This is a genomic window from Erwinia sp. OLFS4 (genome assembly GCF_002752165.1).
GTDB lineage: Bacteria > Pseudomonadota > Gammaproteobacteria > Enterobacterales > Enterobacteriaceae > Izhakiella.
The window spans coordinates 37,676-56,279 of record NZ_MOMB01000001.1; the positions used below are offsets into that span (position 1 = coordinate 37,676).

The 18,604-nt window shown below is 54.2% G+C and carries 15 protein-coding genes; 13 read left to right on the forward strand and 2 right to left on the reverse strand.

Annotated elements, in window-relative coordinates; genetic code table 11:
- Together leuB and leuA are read right to left on the reverse strand one after the other, a co-directional pair.
- Nucleotides 1-1,092: a 3-isopropylmalate dehydrogenase gene (gene leuB / locus BL249_RS00160; protein ID WP_099706406.1), complete on the reverse strand. Its 1,092-nt coding sequence runs from the start codon at nucleotides 1,090-1,092 to the stop codon at nucleotides 1-3.
- Nucleotides 1,092-2,660 carry a 2-isopropylmalate synthase gene (gene leuA / locus BL249_RS00165; RefSeq protein WP_099706407.1) on the reverse strand — a complete coding sequence of 523 codons (1,569 nt, stop codon included), beginning with the start codon at nucleotides 2,658-2,660 and terminating at the stop codon, nucleotides 1,092-1,094. Before leuA ends, leuB begins: the two co-directional genes overlap by 1 nt.
- Nucleotides 2,661-3,554: 894 nt before the next feature.
- Between leuA and ilvI the strand changes: the two genes are divergently transcribed.
- The 13 genes from ilvI to murG all read left to right on the forward strand — a co-directional run bounded on the left by ilvI (nucleotide 3,555) and on the right by murG (nucleotide 18,546).
- A complete protein-coding gene (gene ilvI, locus BL249_RS00170; protein WP_099706408.1) occupies nucleotides 3,555-5,279 on the forward strand; it encodes an acetolactate synthase 3 large subunit in 1,725 nt (574 codons plus the stop codon).
- A 2-nt stretch (nucleotides 5,280-5,281) separates the two neighbouring features.
- Nucleotides 5,282-5,773, forward strand: coding sequence for an acetolactate synthase small subunit (gene ilvN, locus BL249_RS00175; protein ID WP_099706409.1), 492 nt, complete (start codon nucleotides 5,282-5,284; stop codon nucleotides 5,771-5,773).
- A gap of 185 nt (nucleotides 5,774-5,958) precedes the next feature.
- A complete protein-coding gene (gene cra, locus BL249_RS00180) occupies nucleotides 5,959-6,969 on the forward strand; it encodes a catabolite repressor/activator (RefSeq protein ID WP_099706410.1) in 1,011 nt (336 codons plus the stop codon).
- A 572-nt stretch (nucleotides 6,970-7,541) separates the two neighbouring features.
- Nucleotides 7,542-8,000, forward strand: a complete 459-nt coding sequence (gene mraZ, locus BL249_RS00185; RefSeq protein ID WP_099706411.1) for a division/cell wall cluster transcriptional repressor MraZ — start codon at nucleotides 7,542-7,544, stop codon at nucleotides 7,998-8,000.
- A 2-nt stretch (nucleotides 8,001-8,002) separates the two neighbouring features.
- Nucleotides 8,003-8,944 carry a 16S rRNA (cytosine(1402)-N(4))-methyltransferase RsmH gene (gene rsmH, locus BL249_RS00190; protein ID WP_099706412.1) on the forward strand — a complete coding sequence of 314 codons (942 nt, stop codon included), beginning with the start codon at nucleotides 8,003-8,005 and terminating at the stop codon, nucleotides 8,942-8,944.
- The gene (ftsL, locus tag BL249_RS00195; RefSeq protein ID WP_099706413.1) at nucleotides 8,944-9,261 is read left to right on the forward strand and encodes a cell division protein FtsL; all 318 of its coding nucleotides are present in this window, start codon (nucleotides 8,944-8,946) and stop codon (nucleotides 9,259-9,261) included. The genes rsmH and ftsL overlap by 1 nt, the downstream gene beginning before the upstream one ends.
- Before the next feature lie 15 nt (nucleotides 9,262-9,276).
- A complete protein-coding gene (locus BL249_RS00200) occupies nucleotides 9,277-11,037 on the forward strand; it encodes a peptidoglycan glycosyltransferase FtsI (protein WP_099706414.1) in 1,761 nt (586 codons plus the stop codon).
- On the forward strand, nucleotides 11,024-12,511 hold the full coding sequence (murE, locus tag BL249_RS00205; protein ID WP_099706415.1) for a UDP-N-acetylmuramoyl-L-alanyl-D-glutamate--2,6-diaminopimelate ligase: 1,488 nt from the start codon (nucleotides 11,024-11,026) through the stop codon (nucleotides 12,509-12,511). The genes BL249_RS00200 and murE overlap by 14 nt, the downstream gene beginning before the upstream one ends.
- A complete protein-coding gene (gene murF / locus BL249_RS00210; protein WP_099706416.1) occupies nucleotides 12,508-13,869 on the forward strand; it encodes a UDP-N-acetylmuramoyl-tripeptide--D-alanyl-D-alanine ligase in 1,362 nt (453 codons plus the stop codon). The genes murE and murF overlap by 4 nt, the downstream gene beginning before the upstream one ends.
- Nucleotides 13,863-14,945, forward strand: a complete 1,083-nt coding sequence (gene mraY, locus BL249_RS00215; RefSeq protein ID WP_099706417.1) for a phospho-N-acetylmuramoyl-pentapeptide-transferase — start codon at nucleotides 13,863-13,865, stop codon at nucleotides 14,943-14,945. The genes murF and mraY overlap by 7 nt, the downstream gene beginning before the upstream one ends.
- 2 nt (nucleotides 14,946-14,947) lie before the next feature.
- The gene (gene murD, locus BL249_RS00220) at nucleotides 14,948-16,264 is read left to right on the forward strand and encodes a UDP-N-acetylmuramoyl-L-alanine--D-glutamate ligase (protein WP_099706418.1); all 1,317 of its coding nucleotides are present in this window, start codon (nucleotides 14,948-14,950) and stop codon (nucleotides 16,262-16,264) included.
- A complete protein-coding gene (gene ftsW, locus BL249_RS00225; RefSeq protein WP_099706419.1) occupies nucleotides 16,264-17,484 on the forward strand; it encodes a cell division protein FtsW in 1,221 nt (406 codons plus the stop codon). Before murD ends, ftsW begins: the two co-directional genes overlap by 1 nt.
- 3 nt (nucleotides 17,485-17,487) lie before the next feature.
- Nucleotides 17,488-18,546 carry an undecaprenyldiphospho-muramoylpentapeptide beta-N-acetylglucosaminyltransferase gene (gene murG / locus BL249_RS00230; RefSeq protein WP_099706533.1) on the forward strand — a complete coding sequence of 353 codons (1,059 nt, stop codon included), beginning with the start codon at nucleotides 17,488-17,490 and terminating at the stop codon, nucleotides 18,544-18,546.
- Nucleotides 18,547-18,604: the final 58 nt, after the last annotated feature.

Here is an 18,604-nt window from a genome sequence, read left to right on the forward strand (position 1 = left end):
TTATTTTTCCTCGGCAACGAAACGGGCGATGATGCTGCCCATTTCATCGGTACTGACAGACTGACCGCCGCCAGCCAAATCGCTGGTACGGTGACCTTGTTCCAGGGCAAAGTTAATGGCGCGCTCAATCGCATCAGCCGCCGGATCGGCATTCAGGCTGAAACGCAGCAGCAGCGCCAGCGACAGAATTTGCGCCACCGGATTAGCAATATTTTTGCCGGCGATATCCGGCGCCGAGCCGCCAGCTGGCTCATATAACCCAAAGCCATCGGCGTTCAGGCTGGCAGAGGGCAGCATCCCCATCGAGCCGGTTATCATGGCGCATTCGTCAGAAAGAATGTCGCCGAACAGGTTAGAACAGAGCAGCACATCAAACTGGGCTGGATCTTTAATCAGCTGCATGGTGGCATTGTCAATGTACATATGACTCAGCGTTACGTCCGGATAGTCTCTGGCGATTTCATTAACCACCTCTCGCCACATCACCGAGGTTTGCAGCACGTTGGCTTTATCGATTGAGGTGACCACATGGCGTCGCTTACGTGCCGATTCAAAGGCAATGCGGGCAATGCGTTCAATTTCAAAGCGGTGATAAACTTCGGTATCAAAAGCGCGTTCATGTGGCCCGCTGCCGTCACGGCCCTTTGGCTGGCCAAAATAGATGCCGCCGGTCAGCTCACGGACACATAAAATGTCAAAGCCTCTGGCCGCAATATCGCTGCGCAGCGGACAGAAGGCTTCAAGGCCTTTGTAGAGACTGGCCGGACGCAGATTGCTGAATAATCTGAAGTGCTTACGTAATGGCAGTAAAGCGCCGCGTTCAGGTTGCTGAGCCGGTGGCAGGTGTTCCCACTTCGGCCCGCCGACGGAACCAAACAGGATGGCGTCGGCCTGCTCACAGCCTGCTACCGTTGCTGCAGGCAGCGGTTCGCCATGGCGATCGATGGCAATGCCGCCCACGTCGTATTCACTGGTGGTAATACGCATACCGAACCGCTGGCGCACGGCCTCAAGGACTTTCATCGCCTGACTCATTACTTCCGGGCCGATGCCGTCACCAGGTAATACTGCGATATGGTAATTGTTTGACATTACACCGTTTCCTTATGGTTTTTGTTGACTGATTTACGCTGCAGTTCCTGTTCAACCTGACGGGCACGCCAGATACTATTCAGCGCGCTGACCATCGCTTTTGCTGAGGATTCAACAATGTCGGTGGCCAGTCCGATGCCGTGAAACTTGCGGTCATTGTAGTTCACCACAATATCGACCTGGCCCAGCGCATCTTTGCCCTGTCCTTTGGCGGTCAGTTGATAAGTGACCAGAGTGGCATCGTAGCCGGTAATACGGTTAATCGCCTGATAGACCGCATCGACCGGGCCGTTGCCATTGGCGGCTTCCGCCTTGATTTCGCCACCACATTTCAGCTGAACTGATCCGGTAGCGAGGATGGCCGAACCGGACTGGACGCTAAAGCTTTCCAGCTGAAAAAACTCCGGTTCTTCCTGCTGTTTATTAATAAATGCCAGTGCTTCCAGGTCGTAGTCGAACACCTGACCTTTCTTATCTGCCAGCGCTTTAAAGGCGTCATACAGCGTATCGAGATTATATTCTGTTTCCTGGTAGCCCATTTCATCCATGCGATGTTTTACTGCAGCACGGCCGGAACGTGAGGTCAGATTGAGCTGTACCTGCTTCATGCCGATTGATTCCGGCGTCAGGATTTCATAATTTTCCCGGTTTTTCAGCACGCCGTCCTGATGAATACCGGAAGAGTGGGCAAAGGCATTGGCACCAATAATGGCTTTCTGCGCCGGAACCGGCATATTGCAAATCTGGCTGACGGTCTGGCAGGTGCGGTAAAGTTCCTGATGATGGATATTGGTGTGTACATTCATCATCTGGCTGCGGGTTTTAATTGCCATAATCACTTCTTCCAGCGAACAGTTGCCGGCACGCTCTCCCAGTCCGTTCATAGCACCTTCCACCTGGCGTGCGCCGGCCATCACCGCTGCCAGCGAGTTACCCACCGCCATACCTAAATCGTCATGGGTGTGTACTGACAGAATCGCCTTATCAATATTTGGTACGCGCTGACGCACCTGAGTGAAAATATTGGCATATTCATGGGGCAGGGTGTAACCGACGGTGTCGGGAATATTGATAGTGGTCGCCCCGGCATCAATGGCCGCTTCGATAATGCGACACAGGTCATCGATGGGGGTTCGTCCGCCATCTTCACAAGAGAACTCCACGTCATCGGTGTAGTTACGTGCACGTTTGACCATATGCACTGCCCGTTCAATCACCTCCGGCAGCGTACTGCGCAGTTTGGTGGTAATGTGCATGGGTGATGTGGCAATAAAGGTATGAATACGAAATGCTTGTGCCACCCGCAGCGCTTCATAGGCGGCGTCGATATCTTTTTCAACGCAACGCGCCAGCCCGCAAACCCGGCTATTTTTGATTTGCCGGGCAATGGTCTGAACGGATTCAAAATCGCCAGGAGAAGAGACCGGAAAACCGACTTCCATCACATCCACGCCCAGCCGCTCCAGCGCCAGTGCGATCTGCAGTTTTTCTTTAACACTCAGGCTGGCCTGTAATGCCTGTTCGCCATCGCGCAGCGTGGTATCGAAAATAATGACTTGTTGGCTCATTGAATTGTTCCTTGTCGTTTATGTCACCCGTGCAACGAGCATAAAAAAACCCGCGCACTGGCGCGGGTTCTTATAGTGTCTGCAGGTTGAGGATTACCCCGTAAAACCACCCACAAATCTACCGCGCGCAGTGAAGGCGTGTAGTAGTAGATTTGATAGACGGCGGGTAAAACGCATGACCGGCAAACCTTAATTAATTAATGATGGTTAATTGGTACTTGATTTACCGGGTAATGTCAACCACCGCTAAGCGCGGTTCACTGGCTGCGGTTAGCGGAATATGCTGGCAATGCAGGCAAAGAAAAAGTGCCAGGGGTAATTTATTTAACTGATTGATTGATAGTTATTTTAATAATATTCATTGTGAATACTGAGACCATGAAAGTCTGGTGTGCCCTGTAATAGTCTCACGCAGGTAATCAGTATATTTTAAGGGGTTATGGCCGGTTATATGGTGAATTATTTTGTCCCTGTCAGCAGAAGTGGCAGTTCAGACTTTCTTTAGCCAGGAGAATGAAACTACCCAGGCGTAATCCTCCACGCTTATTTCAAAGACAAAATATAATCACTAAATAAATTTTATATTTCGAAATAATTCACTAAAGTCTGCCGGTTTTATTTTCCTGTTGTCCGGTTTTCCACGTGTTCCCCGGAAAAGCCTGCCGGCAAATAAACATCAATTCGCCACGGCAGCGTTTGCCTGCCAGCCCGACAGCGGTTAAGGTAATTCGTCAGGCATTTTCTCATCACGCAGCGTGACTACCCGGTAGCCGGCGTGGAAATGAATTCCGTGCTTATCAATTAAAGATGTCGACCTTGCCAGGCTGCTTTTATCAGCGGTGTGTCATCGTCATTGCAGGTTAGTTCAGTATTCCTAAAAGCCTGGAGGCAAAAATGGAGATGTTGTCAGGAGCGGAGATGGTCGTCCGGTCATTGATTGACCAGGGCGTCAGACATGTGTTCGGTTACCCCGGCGGCGCCGTGCTGGATATTTATGACGCACTGCAAACTGTCGGCGGCGTCGATCATATTTTAGTGCGCCATGAGCAGGGTGCGGTGCATATGGCCGATGGTTATGCGCGTTCTACCGGCGATGTCGGCGTGGTGCTGGTCACCTCCGGCCCGGGGGCGACCAACGCAATTACCGGTATCGCCACTGCCTATATGGACTCTGTTCCGCTGGTTATTCTGTCCGGCCAGGTGCCTTCCACGCTGATTGGCTACGATGCATTCCAGGAGTGTGACATGGTGGGTATCTCCCGCCCGGTGGTTAAACACAGCTTCCTGGTGAAACAGACTGAAGACATTCCCGGAGTACTGAAAAAAGCATTCTGGCTGGCTGCCAGCGGCCGCCCGGGGCCGGTGGTTATCGATTTGCCAAAAGACATTCTGAATCCGGCAAATAAGTTGCCTTACGTCTGGCCTGAAACGGTCAGTATGCGTTCTTATAACCCGACCACCCAGGGCCATAAAGGTCAGATACGCCGCGCGTTACAAACGCTGTTACAGGCACAGCGCCCGGTGCTGTACGCCGGCGGCGGGGTGATCACCTCCGGCAGTGAAAGCGTGTTAGCGCAGCTGGTGGAAAAGCTCAATTTACCGGTCACCACGTCGTTAATGGGACTGGGCGGCTTTCCCGGCACGCACCGGCAGAGCCTTGGTATGCTGGGTATGCACGGTACCTATGAAGCAAATATGGCCATGCATCACGCTGACCTGATTTTTGCCGTTGGCGTACGTTTTGACGATCGTACCACCAATAATCTGGCTAAATATTGCCCGGATGCCACGATACTGCATATTGATATTGACCCGACGTCAATTTCCAAAACCGTTGAGGCGGACATCCCCATCGTCGGTGATGCTTTGCAGGTGCTGGAGCAGATGCTTGAACAGCTACCCCAGAGCGAGGTGACGCAAAATTTCGACAGCCTGCGTGACTGGTGGCAGCAGATTGAGCACTGGCGCAGCCGTCAGTGCCTTGAATTCGATCGTCACAGTGAGACGATTAAACCACAGGCAGTGATTGAAACCATCTGGCGGCTCACCGGCGGCAATGCTTTTGTTGCTTCCGACGTCGGCCAGCATCAGATGTTTGCCGCGCTTTACTACCGCTTTGATAAGCCACGCCGCTGGATTAATTCAGGCGGCCTCGGCACGATGGGTTTTGGCCTGCCAGCAGCATTGGGCGTAAAGCTGGCGCTGCCTGATGAAACCGTCATCTGTGTGACCGGTGACGGCAGTATTCAGATGAATATTCAGGAACTCTCCACCGCGTTACAGTATGACCTGCCGGTACTGGTGCTCAATCTTAACAATCGTTATCTCGGCATGGTAAAGCAATGGCAGGATATGATTTATTCAGGACGCCACTCTCAGTCATATATGGCCTCACTGCCCGACTTTGTGCGCCTTGCTGAAGCCTATGGTCACGTGGGTATTGCGATTGAAAAACCGGAGCAACTGGAAAGCAAGCTGACAGAAGCGCTGGCTCAGCTGGCTAATGGCCGTCTGGTGTTTGTTGATGTGGTGGTGGATGGCAGTGAGCACGTATACCCGATGCATATTCGTGGCGGGGGAATGGATGAAATGTGGTTAAGCAAAACGGAGAGGACCTGATTATGCGTCGAATTTTATCGGTTTTACTGGAAAATGAGTCCGGCGCTTTGTCCCGTGTTGTTGGCCTGTTTTCACAGCGTGGCTATAACATTGAAAGCCTCACGGTGGCGCCGACTGACGATCCGACGCTTTCGCGCATGACTATCCAGACCGTTGGTGATGAAAAAGTACTGGAACAGATTGAAAAACAGCTGCACAAGCTGGTGGATGTTCTGCGCGTCAGCGAGCTGGGGCAGGGGAGCTATGTTGAACGTGAAATCATGCTGGTTAAGTTGCAGGCGACAGGGTACGGCCGCGAAGAGGTCAAGCGCAGCGCGGAAATTTTTCGCGGGCAGATTATTGATGTGACGCCATCGCTTTATACCGTGCAGCTGGCCGGCACCAGTGACAAACTTGATGCTTTCCTCAATACCGTGCGCGAAGTGGCAGAGATTGTGGAAGTTGCCCGTTCCGGCGTCGTTGGCGTGGCGCGTGGTGACAGGATTATGCGCTGACCCGCTGGCAAGGGTGCTGAACCCGGCTATAGCCGGGTTTTTTATGCGCTTTTACGCCAGCCGGCTGCTGACAAAAGCGGTTGCTCATCTGCGCAATCTGCTGTTGAATGTTAACATTGAGTTATCCATAGTTATGCTATGGCTATTGATGGCCTGGGTATACGGGCGAACCATGTGGGGTTAGTGTGAAACTGGATGAAATTGCACGTCTCGCCGGCGTGTCGCGTACCACGGCCAGCTATGTCATTAACGGTAAGGCCAGGCAGTATCGTGTCAGCGAAAAAACCGTTGAAAAAGTGATGGCGGTGGTGCGTGAGCATAATTATCACCCGAATGCGGTAGCAGCGGGTTTGCGTGCCGGACGCACGCGCTCGATTGGCCTGGTTATCCCCGACCTCGAAAATACCAGCTATACCCGGATTGCTAATTATCTGGAGCGCCAGGCGCGCCAGCGCGGCTACCAGTTGTTGATCGCCTGTTCTGAAGACTTACCCGATAACGAAATGCGCTGTGTTGAGCATCTGCTGCAGCGTCAGGTGGATGCCATTATCGTTTCCACCTCATTGCCGCCGGAACATCCTTTTTATCAGCGCTGGGTCAAGGATCCGCTGCCCATTATTGCGCTGGATAGGGCGCTGGACCGTGAGCATTTCACCAGTGTGGTTGGCGCCGATCAGGATGATGCGGAAACCCTGGCGGCGGAACTGCGCAAATTGCCGGTTAATAACGTTCTTTTTCTGGGGGCGTTGCCGGAACTGTCGGTCAGTTTTTTGCGGGAAATTGGATTTCGCCAGGCCTGGCGGGAAGATCCGCGGCCGGTTGAATATCTTTATGCCAACAGTTTTGAGCGCGGTGCGGCTGCCAGCCTGTTTGAGCAATACTTACAGGATAAACCGATGCCGGAGGCATTATTCACCACCTCTTTTGGTTTACTGCAAGGAGTGATGGATACCACCCTGAAGCGCGAAGGTCATCTGCCGAAAAACCTCGCCATTGCCACCTTCGGCGATCACGAACTGCTGGATTTCCTCGAATGCCCGGTGCTGGCAGTGGGTCAGCGCCATCGTGATGTTGCCGAACGGGTACTTGAGCTGGTGCTTGCCAGTCTGGACGAGCCGCGTAAACCAAAACCTGGCCTCACCCGTATCCGGCGCAATTTGTTTCATCGCGGCCTGCTTAATCGCAGATCGCTGTAGATTTTTTTCATCAGTAATACAGATCGCTGTGCAGAGCCGATCCGTTAACCTGTTGTCAGGCTGGCGGTTAAAAAAGGATGCCGGCTCTGCGGTTAATTTTTTTAATCAGTCAGGTTTGAAGAGTTTGATAAAAATGGCCTCAGCAAGCGATTATTTAAAAAAGTAATTAAAAGTTATTGCCTGTCGCCCGGTTTTTCCGTTACCCGCTTGCCTGCCTGAGCACGGTTTTTAACCCCTTGTTGTCGTTTTTGTGCTGGGAAGCGATTCGGAAATGGCTTAAAATGTCGTTGCGATCGCAAACTGAATGTTTTTATTATTTTTCCAGTTATGTCAGAACCGATTCCCATTCTGCTGAGCAATTTCAGAAATTTTTGTCATTATTCATCAGGTTAATTTCCATTTTACCCCGGACAGATCTCATCTCCCAATTTTTACCGTTTAATTCCCCAAATAAATAATCCGGTTTGGCGCCCACTGCGGCTTGACAATGTTTTCCTTCGCTCCGTAAACTCTTTTAGTGGGAATTTGTGGGTTAAAGTGGTGATAAAGGGTAACTGAGGGGTGAGACTGGCATGTTCCGTGGAGCTACGTTAGTCAATCTCGACGGCAAAGGACGACTGGCGGTACCAACGCGCTATCGTGAATTGCTGATCGGGGAATCACAGGGGCAAATGGTGTGTACCATTGACCTCCATCAGCCATGCCTGTTGCTTTATACCCTGCCGGAATGGGAAATAATCGAACAAAAACTGTCACGTTTGTCGAGCATGAATCCGGCGGAACGACGCGTTCAGCGTTTGTTACTGGGTCATGCCAGCGAATGTCAGATGGACAATGCCGGCCGTTTACTGCTGGCAAATACGCTGCGTCAGCATGCCAGCCTGACTAAAGAAGTCATGCTGGTCGGGCAGTTCAATAAATTTGAACTCTGGGATGAGAAAGCCTGGTATCAGCAAGTCAGGGAGGATATTGACGCGGAACAATTGACGCAGACCCCGATGTCTGATCGTTTGCAGGATTTATCGCTTTAGCTATGCAGGATACGTTTAAACACACCACCGTGCTGCTGGATGAGGCCGTGAACGGCCTTAATATTCAATCCGACGGCATTTATATCGATGGCACCTTTGGACGAGGTGGGCATTCGCAACGCATCCTCTCCCAGCTTGGTGAGAGCGGGAAACTGTATGCCATCGATCGCGATCCGCAAGCTATTGCCGCCGCCGCGGCGATAACCGATCCGCGCTTTACCATTATTCACGGCCCTTTTTCGGCGCTGGCTGACTACGTGGAAGAGCGTGGACTTACCGGAAAAATTAACGGCGTGTTGCTCGATCTTGGTGTTTCATCGCCACAGCTTGATGATGCCGACCGCGGGTTTTCGTTTATGCGCGACGGTCCGCTGGATATGCGTATGGACCCCAGCCGTGGGATGTCGGCGTCGGACTGGCTGCGGCAGGCGGAAGAACAAGATATTGCTTTTGTACTGAAAACCTTCGGCGAGGAGCGGTTTGCTAAACGTATCGCCCGGGCAATTGTCGCGCGTAACCGCATTGAACCTATCGTTCGCACGAAAGATTTAGCCGCGGTAATTGATAGCGCCACGCCGGTAAAAGACAAATTTAAACACCCGGCGACCCGCAGTTTTCAGGCTATTCGCATCTGGGTAAACAGTGAACTGGAAGAAATTGACCAGGTGCTGAAAGGTACGCTGAAGGTGCTGGCGCCCCATGGACGCCTGTCGGTTATCAGTTTCCATTCACTGGAAGACCGTATTGTAAAACGTTTCATGCGCGAACAAAGCCGCGGACCACAGGTCCCGGCGGGTTTACCGCTTACCGAGGAACAGCTGCGTCATCGCGGCGGTTTTCGCCTCAAAAGCCTTGGCAAAATGATGCCTGGCGAACAGGAAGTGGCGAGTAACCCGCGGGCACGCAGTTCGGTATTGCGTATTGCCGAAAGGAGCGCCAGCTAATGGCCGGCGAACGCCATAGTCTGCCGGGTGCCATTGCGGGTGACATTCTGCGTCACGGTAAATTTGCGCTGATGTTGCTGGTTGCCGTGCTGGTGACCGCGTTGATGGTGGTTACCACAGCCCATAAAACCCGTTTGCTGACGGCGCAGCGTGAACAACTGGTACTTGAGCGGGATGCGCTCGACATTGAATGGCGCAATCTGATTCTGGAAGAGAATGCGTTGGGAGACCACAGCCGGGTGGAGCGAATCGCGACGGAGAAACTGCAATTGCAGCATGTTGATCCTTCGCAGGAAAATATTGTCGTACAGCCATAAGGAACGACGGACTCTATGAGAGCCGCAAATGCCCTGAAAAAGAAAAAGCAGGAACTGCAGGCCAGCTTCGTGAGCTGGCGTTTTGCGTTGCTGTGCGGCGGCATTTTGCTTGCACTCGGGGGATTGCTGGCTCGAGTGGCATGGTTGCAGGTCATCAATCCGGAAGAGCTGGTGCGCGCTGGCGATATGCGTTCGCTGCGCGTTCAGTCGGTGCCGGCTGCGCGTGGCATGATTAGCGATCGCGCCGGGCGGCCTCTGGCGGTCAGCGTACCGGTGAATGCCATCTGGGCCGATCCTAAAGAGCTAAATGAACACGGCGGGGTGAGCGTTGACAGTCGCTGGAAGGCGTTGTCAGATGCGCTCTCTCTCCCGCTTGACCAGATCGCCACGCGGATAAACAGCAATCCGAAAGGGCGTTTTGTTTATCTGGCGCGTCAGGTGAATCCGGCCATTGGTGATTACATTAAAAAGCTTAAACTGCCGGGGATTTATCTGCGTGAAGAGTCACGTCGTTACTATCCTGCAGGCCAGGTGACTTCGCATCTGATTGGCTTTACCAATATTGACGGCCAGGGCATTGAGGGCGTTGAAAAAAGCTTTGATAAATGGCTGACCGGCCAGCCAGGCGAACGTACCGTACGTAAAGATCGCTTCGGCCGCGTCATTGAGGATATCTCCTCTGTCGACAGTCAGGCCGCGCATAACCTGGTGCTCAGCATTGATGAACGCTTGCAGGCGCTGGTTTACCGTGAACTGAATAATGCAGTTTCGTTCAATAAGGCGGAGTCTGGCACGGCGGTGCTGGTGGATGTCAGTACGGGTGAAGTGCTGGCGATGGTTAACAGTCCGGCATATAACCCGAATAACCTGAGTAATACGCCAAAAGATGTCATGCGTAACCGGGCTATTACCGATATTTTTGAGCCGGGTTCAACGGTGAAGCCGATGGTAGTGATGACCGCCCTGCAACGTGGCGTTGTGCGGGAAAACAGTGTGCTAAATACCGTGCCTTATACCATTAACGGCCATCCGATTAAGGACGTTGCCCGTTATAACGAATTAACCCTGACCGGGGTATTACAGAAGTCGAGTAACGTGGGCGTCTCGCGTCTGGCGTTAGCGATGCCATCCTCAGCGTTAGTAGACACTTACTCTCGTTTTGGACTGGGTAAAGCGACCAATTTGGGGTTGGTCGGAGAAAGCAGTGGCTTATATCCTCAAAAACAACGGTGGTCTGACATAGAGAGGGCCACCTTTTCTTTTGGCTACGGGCTAATGGTAACACCGTTACAGTTAGCGCGGGTCTATGCAACTATCGGCAGTTTTGGCATTTACCGTCCGTTGTCTATTACCAAAGTGGATCCGCCGGTCGCCGGACAGCGCGCCTTTCCTGAAGCGCTGGTGAAAACCGTGGTGCATATGATGGAAAGCGTGGCTTTACCGGGCGGTGGCGGGGTGAAAGCGGCAATTAAAGGTTATCGCATTGCTATCAAAACCGGGACGGCGAAAAAAGTCGGCCCCGATGGCCATTACATCAATAAATATATCGCTTATACCGCCGGTGTAGCCCCTGCCAGTAACCCCCGTTTTGCGCTGGTGGTGGTGATTAACGACCCGCAGGCCGGCAAATATTATGGCGGCGCGGTTTCTGCGCCGGTATTTGGCGCCATCATGGGGGGCGTATTGCGTACCATGAACATTGAACCGGATGCGTTGCCAACCGGAGAAAACGACATTGTGATTAACAGAAAAGAGGGCGCCGGTGACAGATCGTAATTTACGTGCACTGCTGGCCCCCTGGGTGCCTGCAGCACCGGAGCGTCCGCTCCGGGACATGACACTGGACAGCCGCGTTGCGGCTGCCGGCGATCTGTTTGTGGCGGTTAAAGGTCATATGGCGGACGGCCGCCGCTTTATTCCCCAGGCGATTGCCCAGGGCGTTGCGGCCATTATTGCTGAAGCCCAGGGCGTCGCGACCGACGGACAGGTGAGCGAAATGCACGGGGTTCCGGTGATATACCTGGCTGACCTTTCACAACGCCTGTCGGCACTGGCCGGGCGTTTTTACGCTAATCCGGCGGAAAAACTGACGCTGATTGGCGTCACCGGCACCAACGGCAAAACTACCACTACGCAGTTACTGGCGCAGTGGGCAACCCTGCTGGGGGAAACCAGCGCGGTGATGGGAACCGTAGGTAACGGCCTCTATGGTCAGCTGGTTGCCGCGGAAAACACCACGGGGTCGGCAGTGGATGTCCAGCATACCCTGTATGGATTACAGCAGCAGGGAGCCACGCTGGCGGCGATGGAGGTCTCTTCACACGGTCTGGTACAGCATCGGGTTGCTGCGCTGCCTTTTGCTGCCGCCGTTTTCACCAACCTCAGCCGTGACCATCTCGATTACCACGGGGATATGGCCAGTTATGAAGCCGCCAAATGGTTGTTGTTTTCTGAACACCAGGTCGGTGTGGCAATTATCAATGCCGATGATGAAGTCGGCTGCCGCTGGCTGGAAAATTTACCGGATGCTGTCGCGGTAAGCCTGGAACGAAATCTGCAGCCGGGGCAGCGAGGCCGCTGGCTGCAGGCCAGTGGCGTCGACTATCACGATAACGGCGCGCGCATTACCTTTGATTCAAGCTGGGGCGGCGGCACGCTCGATAGCCGCCTGATGGGGGCATTTAACGTCAGTAATCTGTTGCTGGCGCTGGCGACGCTGCTGGCACTGGGATTTCCGCTCAGCGCGCTGGTCAGTAGCGGCCATCGGCTGCTGCCGGTATGCGGGCGCATGGAAGTATTTACTGCGCCTGGTAAACCGACGGTCGTGGTGGATTACGCCCATACTCCGGACGCCCTGGAAAAAGCGCTGGCTGCCGCACGGCTACATTGTCAGGGGAAACTCTGGTGCGTCTTTGGTTGTGGCGGCGATCGCGATAAAGGTAAGCGCCCACTTATGGGAGCGATTGCCGAGCAGTTTGCTGACATTGTGGTGGTGACCGATGATAACCCCCGCAGTGAAGATCCGCAGGCAATCATTAGCGATATTCTGAGCGGCATGCTGGACGCGGGACGTGCCCGGGCAGTAAGCGGCCGGGCAGAAGCGGTTACCCACAGCATTATGCAGGCGACTGAGAACGATATTGTGCTGGTTGCCGGCAAAGGCCACGAGGATTACCAGATAATTGGTAACCGCCGGCTGGACTACTCAGACCGTACCACGGTGGCAAGGTTGCTGGGGGGGATAGCATGATTAGCCTGACTCTGCAGCAACTGGCCGCCGCTGTTGACGGGCGGCTAATTGGTAGCAACCTGACCATCGACCGTGTCACTACCGATACCCGCAAGGTTGAAGCTGGCGCACTGTTTATTGCGCTGCAGGGCGAACGCTTTGATGCCCATGATTTTGTTGGCGATGCGATCGGCGCCGGAGCGGCGGCTTTACTTGTGAGTAAGCACTTACAGGTGGCCGTACCTCAGGTTGTCGTAGCCGATACCCGTATTGCGCTTGGCCGGCTGGCGGGCTGGGTACGCCAGCAGAGCAGTGCCAGGGTGGTAGCACTGACCGGATCTTCAGGTAAAACCTCGGTTAAAGAGATGACTGCGGCGATCCTGCGCTGCTGTGGTGACACCCTGTATACCGCCGGCAATCTGAATAATGACATTGGCGTACCGCTGACGTTACTGCGTCTGACGCAACAACATCGCTATGCAGTGATTGAGCTGGGTGCCAATCACCAGGGTGAAATCGCGTATACCACCCAACTGGTTCGTCCTGAAAGTGCGCTGGTCAATAACCTGGCGGCTGCACATCTGGAAGGCTTTGGTTCACTGGCAGGGGTTGCCAGGGCAAAAGGGGAAATATTTTCCGGACTGAGCGCGACAGGCACCGCAATTTTTAACGCTGACAGCCATGACTGGCACAACTGGCAGCGTGATTTGCAGGTCAGCCGCGTCTGGCGCTTTTCTGCCACACAGGACGCAGACAGTGAATTTTACGCCAGCGACCTGCGTATTAGCGCTGGTGGTACTGCATTCATGCTGCACACGCCGGAGGGAGACATGGCGATACAGCTACCCCTACCCGGCCGGCATAACATCGCCAATGCGCTGGCGGCGGCGGCGCTGGCTTTATCGGTGGGTGCACCGTTAACGGCCATTCAGCAAGGGTTAAAAACCTTGCAGGCGGTGCCGGGGCGCCTGTTCCCGATAGTGTTAAGTGACAGCAAGCTACTGCTGGATGACAGCTATAACGCCAACGTCGGATCAATGATGGCCGCGGTGCAAACGCTGGCGGACATGCCGGGTTACCGGGTGATGATCGTCGGGGATATGGCTGAATTGGGTGAAGAAGCGGAAAGCTGTCATCGTCAGGTAGGTGAAGCGGCACGGCGGGCGGGGATAGATAAAGTTCTGAGCACCGGCCAGCTAAGCCATTTTATTACACAGGCCAGCGGGGTAGGGGAGCATTTTACTGACAGACTTACGCTGGCAGTAAGAGCGCTGGCCTTGTTACATGCAAATCCGCAGGTGACGCTGTTGGTAAAAGGTTCACGTAGTGCTGCCATGGAGCAGGTGGTGCATTACATACAGGAGAATGGATCATGTTAGTCTGGCTGGCCGAGCATATGGTCACTCTTTATTCCGGCTTTAACGTCTTTTCGTACCTGACGTTTCGCGCCATTGTCAGCCTGCTGACCGCTCTGTTCCTTTCACTGTGGATGGGGCCGCGACTGATTGCCCGCCTGCAAAAAATGTCTTTTGGTCAGGTGGTACGCAACGACGGACCGGAATCACACTTCAGCAAACGCGGGACGCCAACCATGGGCGGTCTGATGATTCTGACCTCCATTACGGTTTCTGTATTGATGTGGGCGTATCCGTCAAACCCTTATGTCTGGTGCGTACTGGTGGTGCTGGTGGGCTACGGCGTAGTGGGTTTTGTTGATGATTATCGCAAGGTGGTGCGCAAAGACACCAGGGGCCTGATTGCCCGCTGGAAATATTTCTGGCAGTCGCTGATTGCCCTCGGCGTGGCGTTTACCATGTATGTCGTCGGCAAAGATACGCCGGCGACCGAGCTGGTGGTGCCCTTTTTTAAAGACATTATGCCGCAACTTGGCTTGCTCTATGTTCTGCTGGCCTATTTCGTCATTGTCGGGACCAGCAATGCCGTCAATCTGACGGACGGCCTTGATGGCCTGGCCATTATGCCAACGGTATTTGTTGCTGCCGGGTTCGCGCTGGTGGCCTGGGCGACGGGTAATATGAATTTTGCCAACTACCTGCATATTCCCTATCTGCGCCATGCCGGTGAACTGGTTATTGTGTGTACCGCCATTGTGGGTGCCGGCCTTGGTTTCCTCTGGTTTAACACCTATCCGGCACAGGTATTTATGGGCGATGTTGGCTCGCTGGCGTTGGGGGGCGCGCTGGGCACCATTGCGGTGTTATTACGTCAGGAGTTCCTGCTGGTGATCATGGGAGGGGTTTTTGTTGTCGAAACACTCTCGGTGATTTTACAGGTGGGTTCTTTCAAACTGCGCGGCCAGCGCATTTTTCGTATGGCGCCGATTCATCATCATTATGAACTGAAGGGCTGGCCGGAACCGCGCGTTATCGTGCGCTTCTGGATTATTTCGCTGATGCTGGTGCTGATTGGCCTGGCTACGCTGAAGGTACGGTAATTATGGCTGACTATCTGGGTAAAAAAGTCGTCATTATCGGGTTAGGGGCCAGCGGCCTCTCCTGCGTCGATTTTTTCGTTGCCCGCGGTGTAACCCCGCGGGTAATGGATACCCGTGTCGTTCCGCCAGACATAACCAGATTACCGAAAAATGTCGAGCGCTGGCTCGGCTCCCTGAATCAGGACTGGCTGCTTAACGCTGATTTGATTGTCGTCAGCCCCGGCGTGGCATTGTCCACCCCCGAACTGTCGCTGGCACAGGAAGCCGGTGTGGAAATTGTCGGCGATATTGAACTGTTCTGCCGCGAAGCGCAGGCACCGATTGTGGCAATCACCGGTTCAAACGGCAAAAGTACCGTGACGACACTGGTGGGTGAAATGGCCAAAACCGCCGGCTGGAGCGTTGGCATTGGCGGTAATATTGGCCTGCCAGCCTTGCTGCTGCTTGAGCATCCGGCCCAGCTGTATGTGCTGGAGCTTTCCAGTTTTCAGCTGGAAACCACCAATAGCCTGCATGCGGCGGCGGCAACCATCCTCAACGTGACTGAAGACCACATGGATCGCTATCCGCTGGGTATGCAGCAGTATCGCGCTGCCAAGCTGCGAATTTATGAAAATGCGCAGGTCTGCGTGGTTAATGCCGACGATGCCATGACCATGCCGGTACGCGGTGCCGACCAGCGCTGTGTCAGCTTTGGTATTGATGTCGGGGATTATCACCTTAATCGCCAGCAGGGCAGCGTATGGCTGCGTATCAGAGGCGATAAAGTGCTGGATACCGCTGAAATGAAACTGAGCGGACAGCATAACTATACCAACGCGCTGGCCGCGTTGGCTCTGGCGGATGCCGTTGGTTTGCCGCGCAGCTCCAGTCTGTCTGCTCTGACCCGGTTTAGTGGCCTTGCCCACCGTTTCCAGCTGGCGCATCAGCACAATGGCGTTCGCTGGATTAACGACTCGAAAGCAACCAATGTTGGCAGTACGGAAGCGGCGCTGAATGGCTTACAGGTTGAAGGTACCCTCTGGTTACTACTGGGTGGTGACGGTAAGTCAGCGGATTTTGAACCGCTCAAAGCGCATTTGCAGGGCGACAGGTTACGTCTGTTCTGTTTTGGCCGCGATCGTGCCGAGCTGGCCGCGCTGCGCCCAGAGATTACCACCCAGACTGAAACGCTGGCGCAGGCCATGACACAGATAGCCGCACAGGTTAAAGCCGGCGATATGGTGCTGCTGTCACCGGCCTGCGCCAGTCTCGATCAGTTTAAGAACTTTGAACAGCGTGGTGAAGTTTTCACCCAGCTTGCCAGGGAGCTCGGATAATGCGTATTCCTGGAATGGTACTGGCCGGCGCCCTGACGGGCGGAATCGCCAATCGTCTGAAAGACTGGGTTATGGGGTCGAAGGAGAGCGACGCCAACGTCATTGTTCTTTATGATCGTACCCTGCTGTGGCTCACCTTTGGCCTGGCGGTGATGGGATTTGTGATGGTGACCTCCGCCTCGATGCCGGTAGGACAGCGTATGTCCAATGACCCGTTCTTTTTTGCCCGGCGTGATGCCTTTTATCTGGCTCTGGCGTTCGGACTGGCACTGATAACACTGCGTATCCCGATGGCGATCTGGCAGCGTTACAGCAACGTTATGCTGATGGTATCCCTCGTCATGCTACTGATTGTTCTGGTGGTAGGGAGCTCGGTAAACGGCGCCTCACGCTGGATTGCGCTGGGGCCATTACGCATTCAGCCTGCTGAGCTCTCCAAGCTGTCGCTGTTTTGTTACCTCGCCAGCTACCTGGTGCGCAAGGTTGAAGAGGTGCGCAATAACTTTTGGGGCTTTTGTAAGCCGATGGGCGTGATGGTGCTGCTGGCGGTGCTGCTGCTGGCGCAGCCAGATTTAGGCACCGTGGTGGTACTGTTTGTCACCACGCTGGCCATGCTGTTCCTGGCCGGCGCCAAACTGTGGCAATTCCTTGCCATCATCGGTTCCGGCATCTTTGCCGTGGTGTTATTGATTATTGCCGAACCCTATCGTATGCGCCGCGTGACGTCTTTCTGGAATCCGTGGGAAGACCCTTTCGGTAGCGGCTACCAGCTGACTCAGTCGCTGATGGCATTTGGGCGCGGTGAACTGTGGGGTCAGGGGCTAGGCAATTCAGTGCAGAAGCTGGAGTACCTGCCGGAAGCGCATACTGACTTTATCTTCTCCATTATTGGTGAAGAGTTAGGTTATATCGGCGTGGTATTTACCTTGCTGATGGTGTTTTTTGTCTCTTTCCGCGCGATGTCGATTGGCCGGCGTGCGCTGGAAATTGATCAGCGTTTTTCTGGTTTCCTCGCCTGCTCCATCGGCGTGTGGTTTAGCTTTCAGGCCCTGGTCAACGTTGGGGCTGCTGCGGGAATGCTGCCGACCAAAGGGCTGACATTACCGCTTATCAGCTACGGTGGATCAAGCCTGCTGATTATGTCGACGGCCATTGTGCTGTTGTTACGGATAGATTTTGAAACACGTCTGGCGAAAGCGCAGGCGTTTTCAAGGGGTTAAATGATGAGCGCAAAACGGTTGATGGTGATGGCAGGCGGAACCGGGGGACATGTCTTCCCTGGGCTGGCCGTGGCGCACTATCTGATGGCGCAAGGCTGGCAGGTACGCTGGCTTGGCACCGCTGACCGTATGGAAGCGGATCTGGTCCCGAAAAACGGGATTGAGATTGATTTTATCCGTATCAGCGGCCTGCGTGGCAAAGGGATCAAAGCCCAGCTGCTGGCGCCACTGCGTATTATTAACGCCACCCGTCAGGCGCGCGCAATTATGCGCCGCTGGCAACCCGATGTGGTGCTGGGGATGGGCGGCTATGTTTCCGGCCCCGGCGGCGTCGCAGCATGGAGCCGTGGCATTCCGCTGATATTGCATGAACAAAACGGCATCGCCGGAATGACCAATAAATGGCTTTCGCGCATTGCTAAAAAGGTGATGCAGGCTTTTCCAGGCGCCTTTGCAAAGGCTGAGGTGGTGGGAAATCCGGTCCGTGAAGACGTGCTGGCACTGCCGCGCCCTGCTGAACGTATGGCAGGGCGTGAAGGGCCAATCAGGGTGCTGGTGATTGGCGGCAGCCAGGGGGCGCGGATACTGAATGAAACCATGCCGAAAGTGGCGGCAATACTGGCTGACAAGATTTCTGTATGGCATCAGGTTGGTAAGGGCGCGGGCGAAGGGGTAAGCCAGGCTTATTTGCAGGCAAACCTGACCCCGAACCGGGTGGTTGAGTTTATCGATGATATGGCGGCAGCTTATGCCTGGGCGGATGTGGTGGTTTGTCGTTCCGGCGCGCTGACGGTAAGCGAAGTGGCCGCCGCAGGATTACCGGCGATTTTTGTGCCTTTTCAGCATCAGGATCGCCAGCAGTACTGGAATGCGTTGCCGCTGGAAAAGGCCGGCGCCGCAAAAATTTTTGAGCAACCTCAGTTTACTGCTGAAGGGGTTGCCGGTACCCTGGCAGGCTGGGACAGAACCACCCTGCTGGCAATGGCGAATAAAGCCCGCGAAGTGGCGATTCCCGATGCTACCCGCCGGGTTGCTGATGCCGTTATTCAGGCTGCCAGTTAATGGCAGTCACTTTCTGACAGAACAGCATTTTTCTGTTCATAAATAGCGAGAGTAAAGC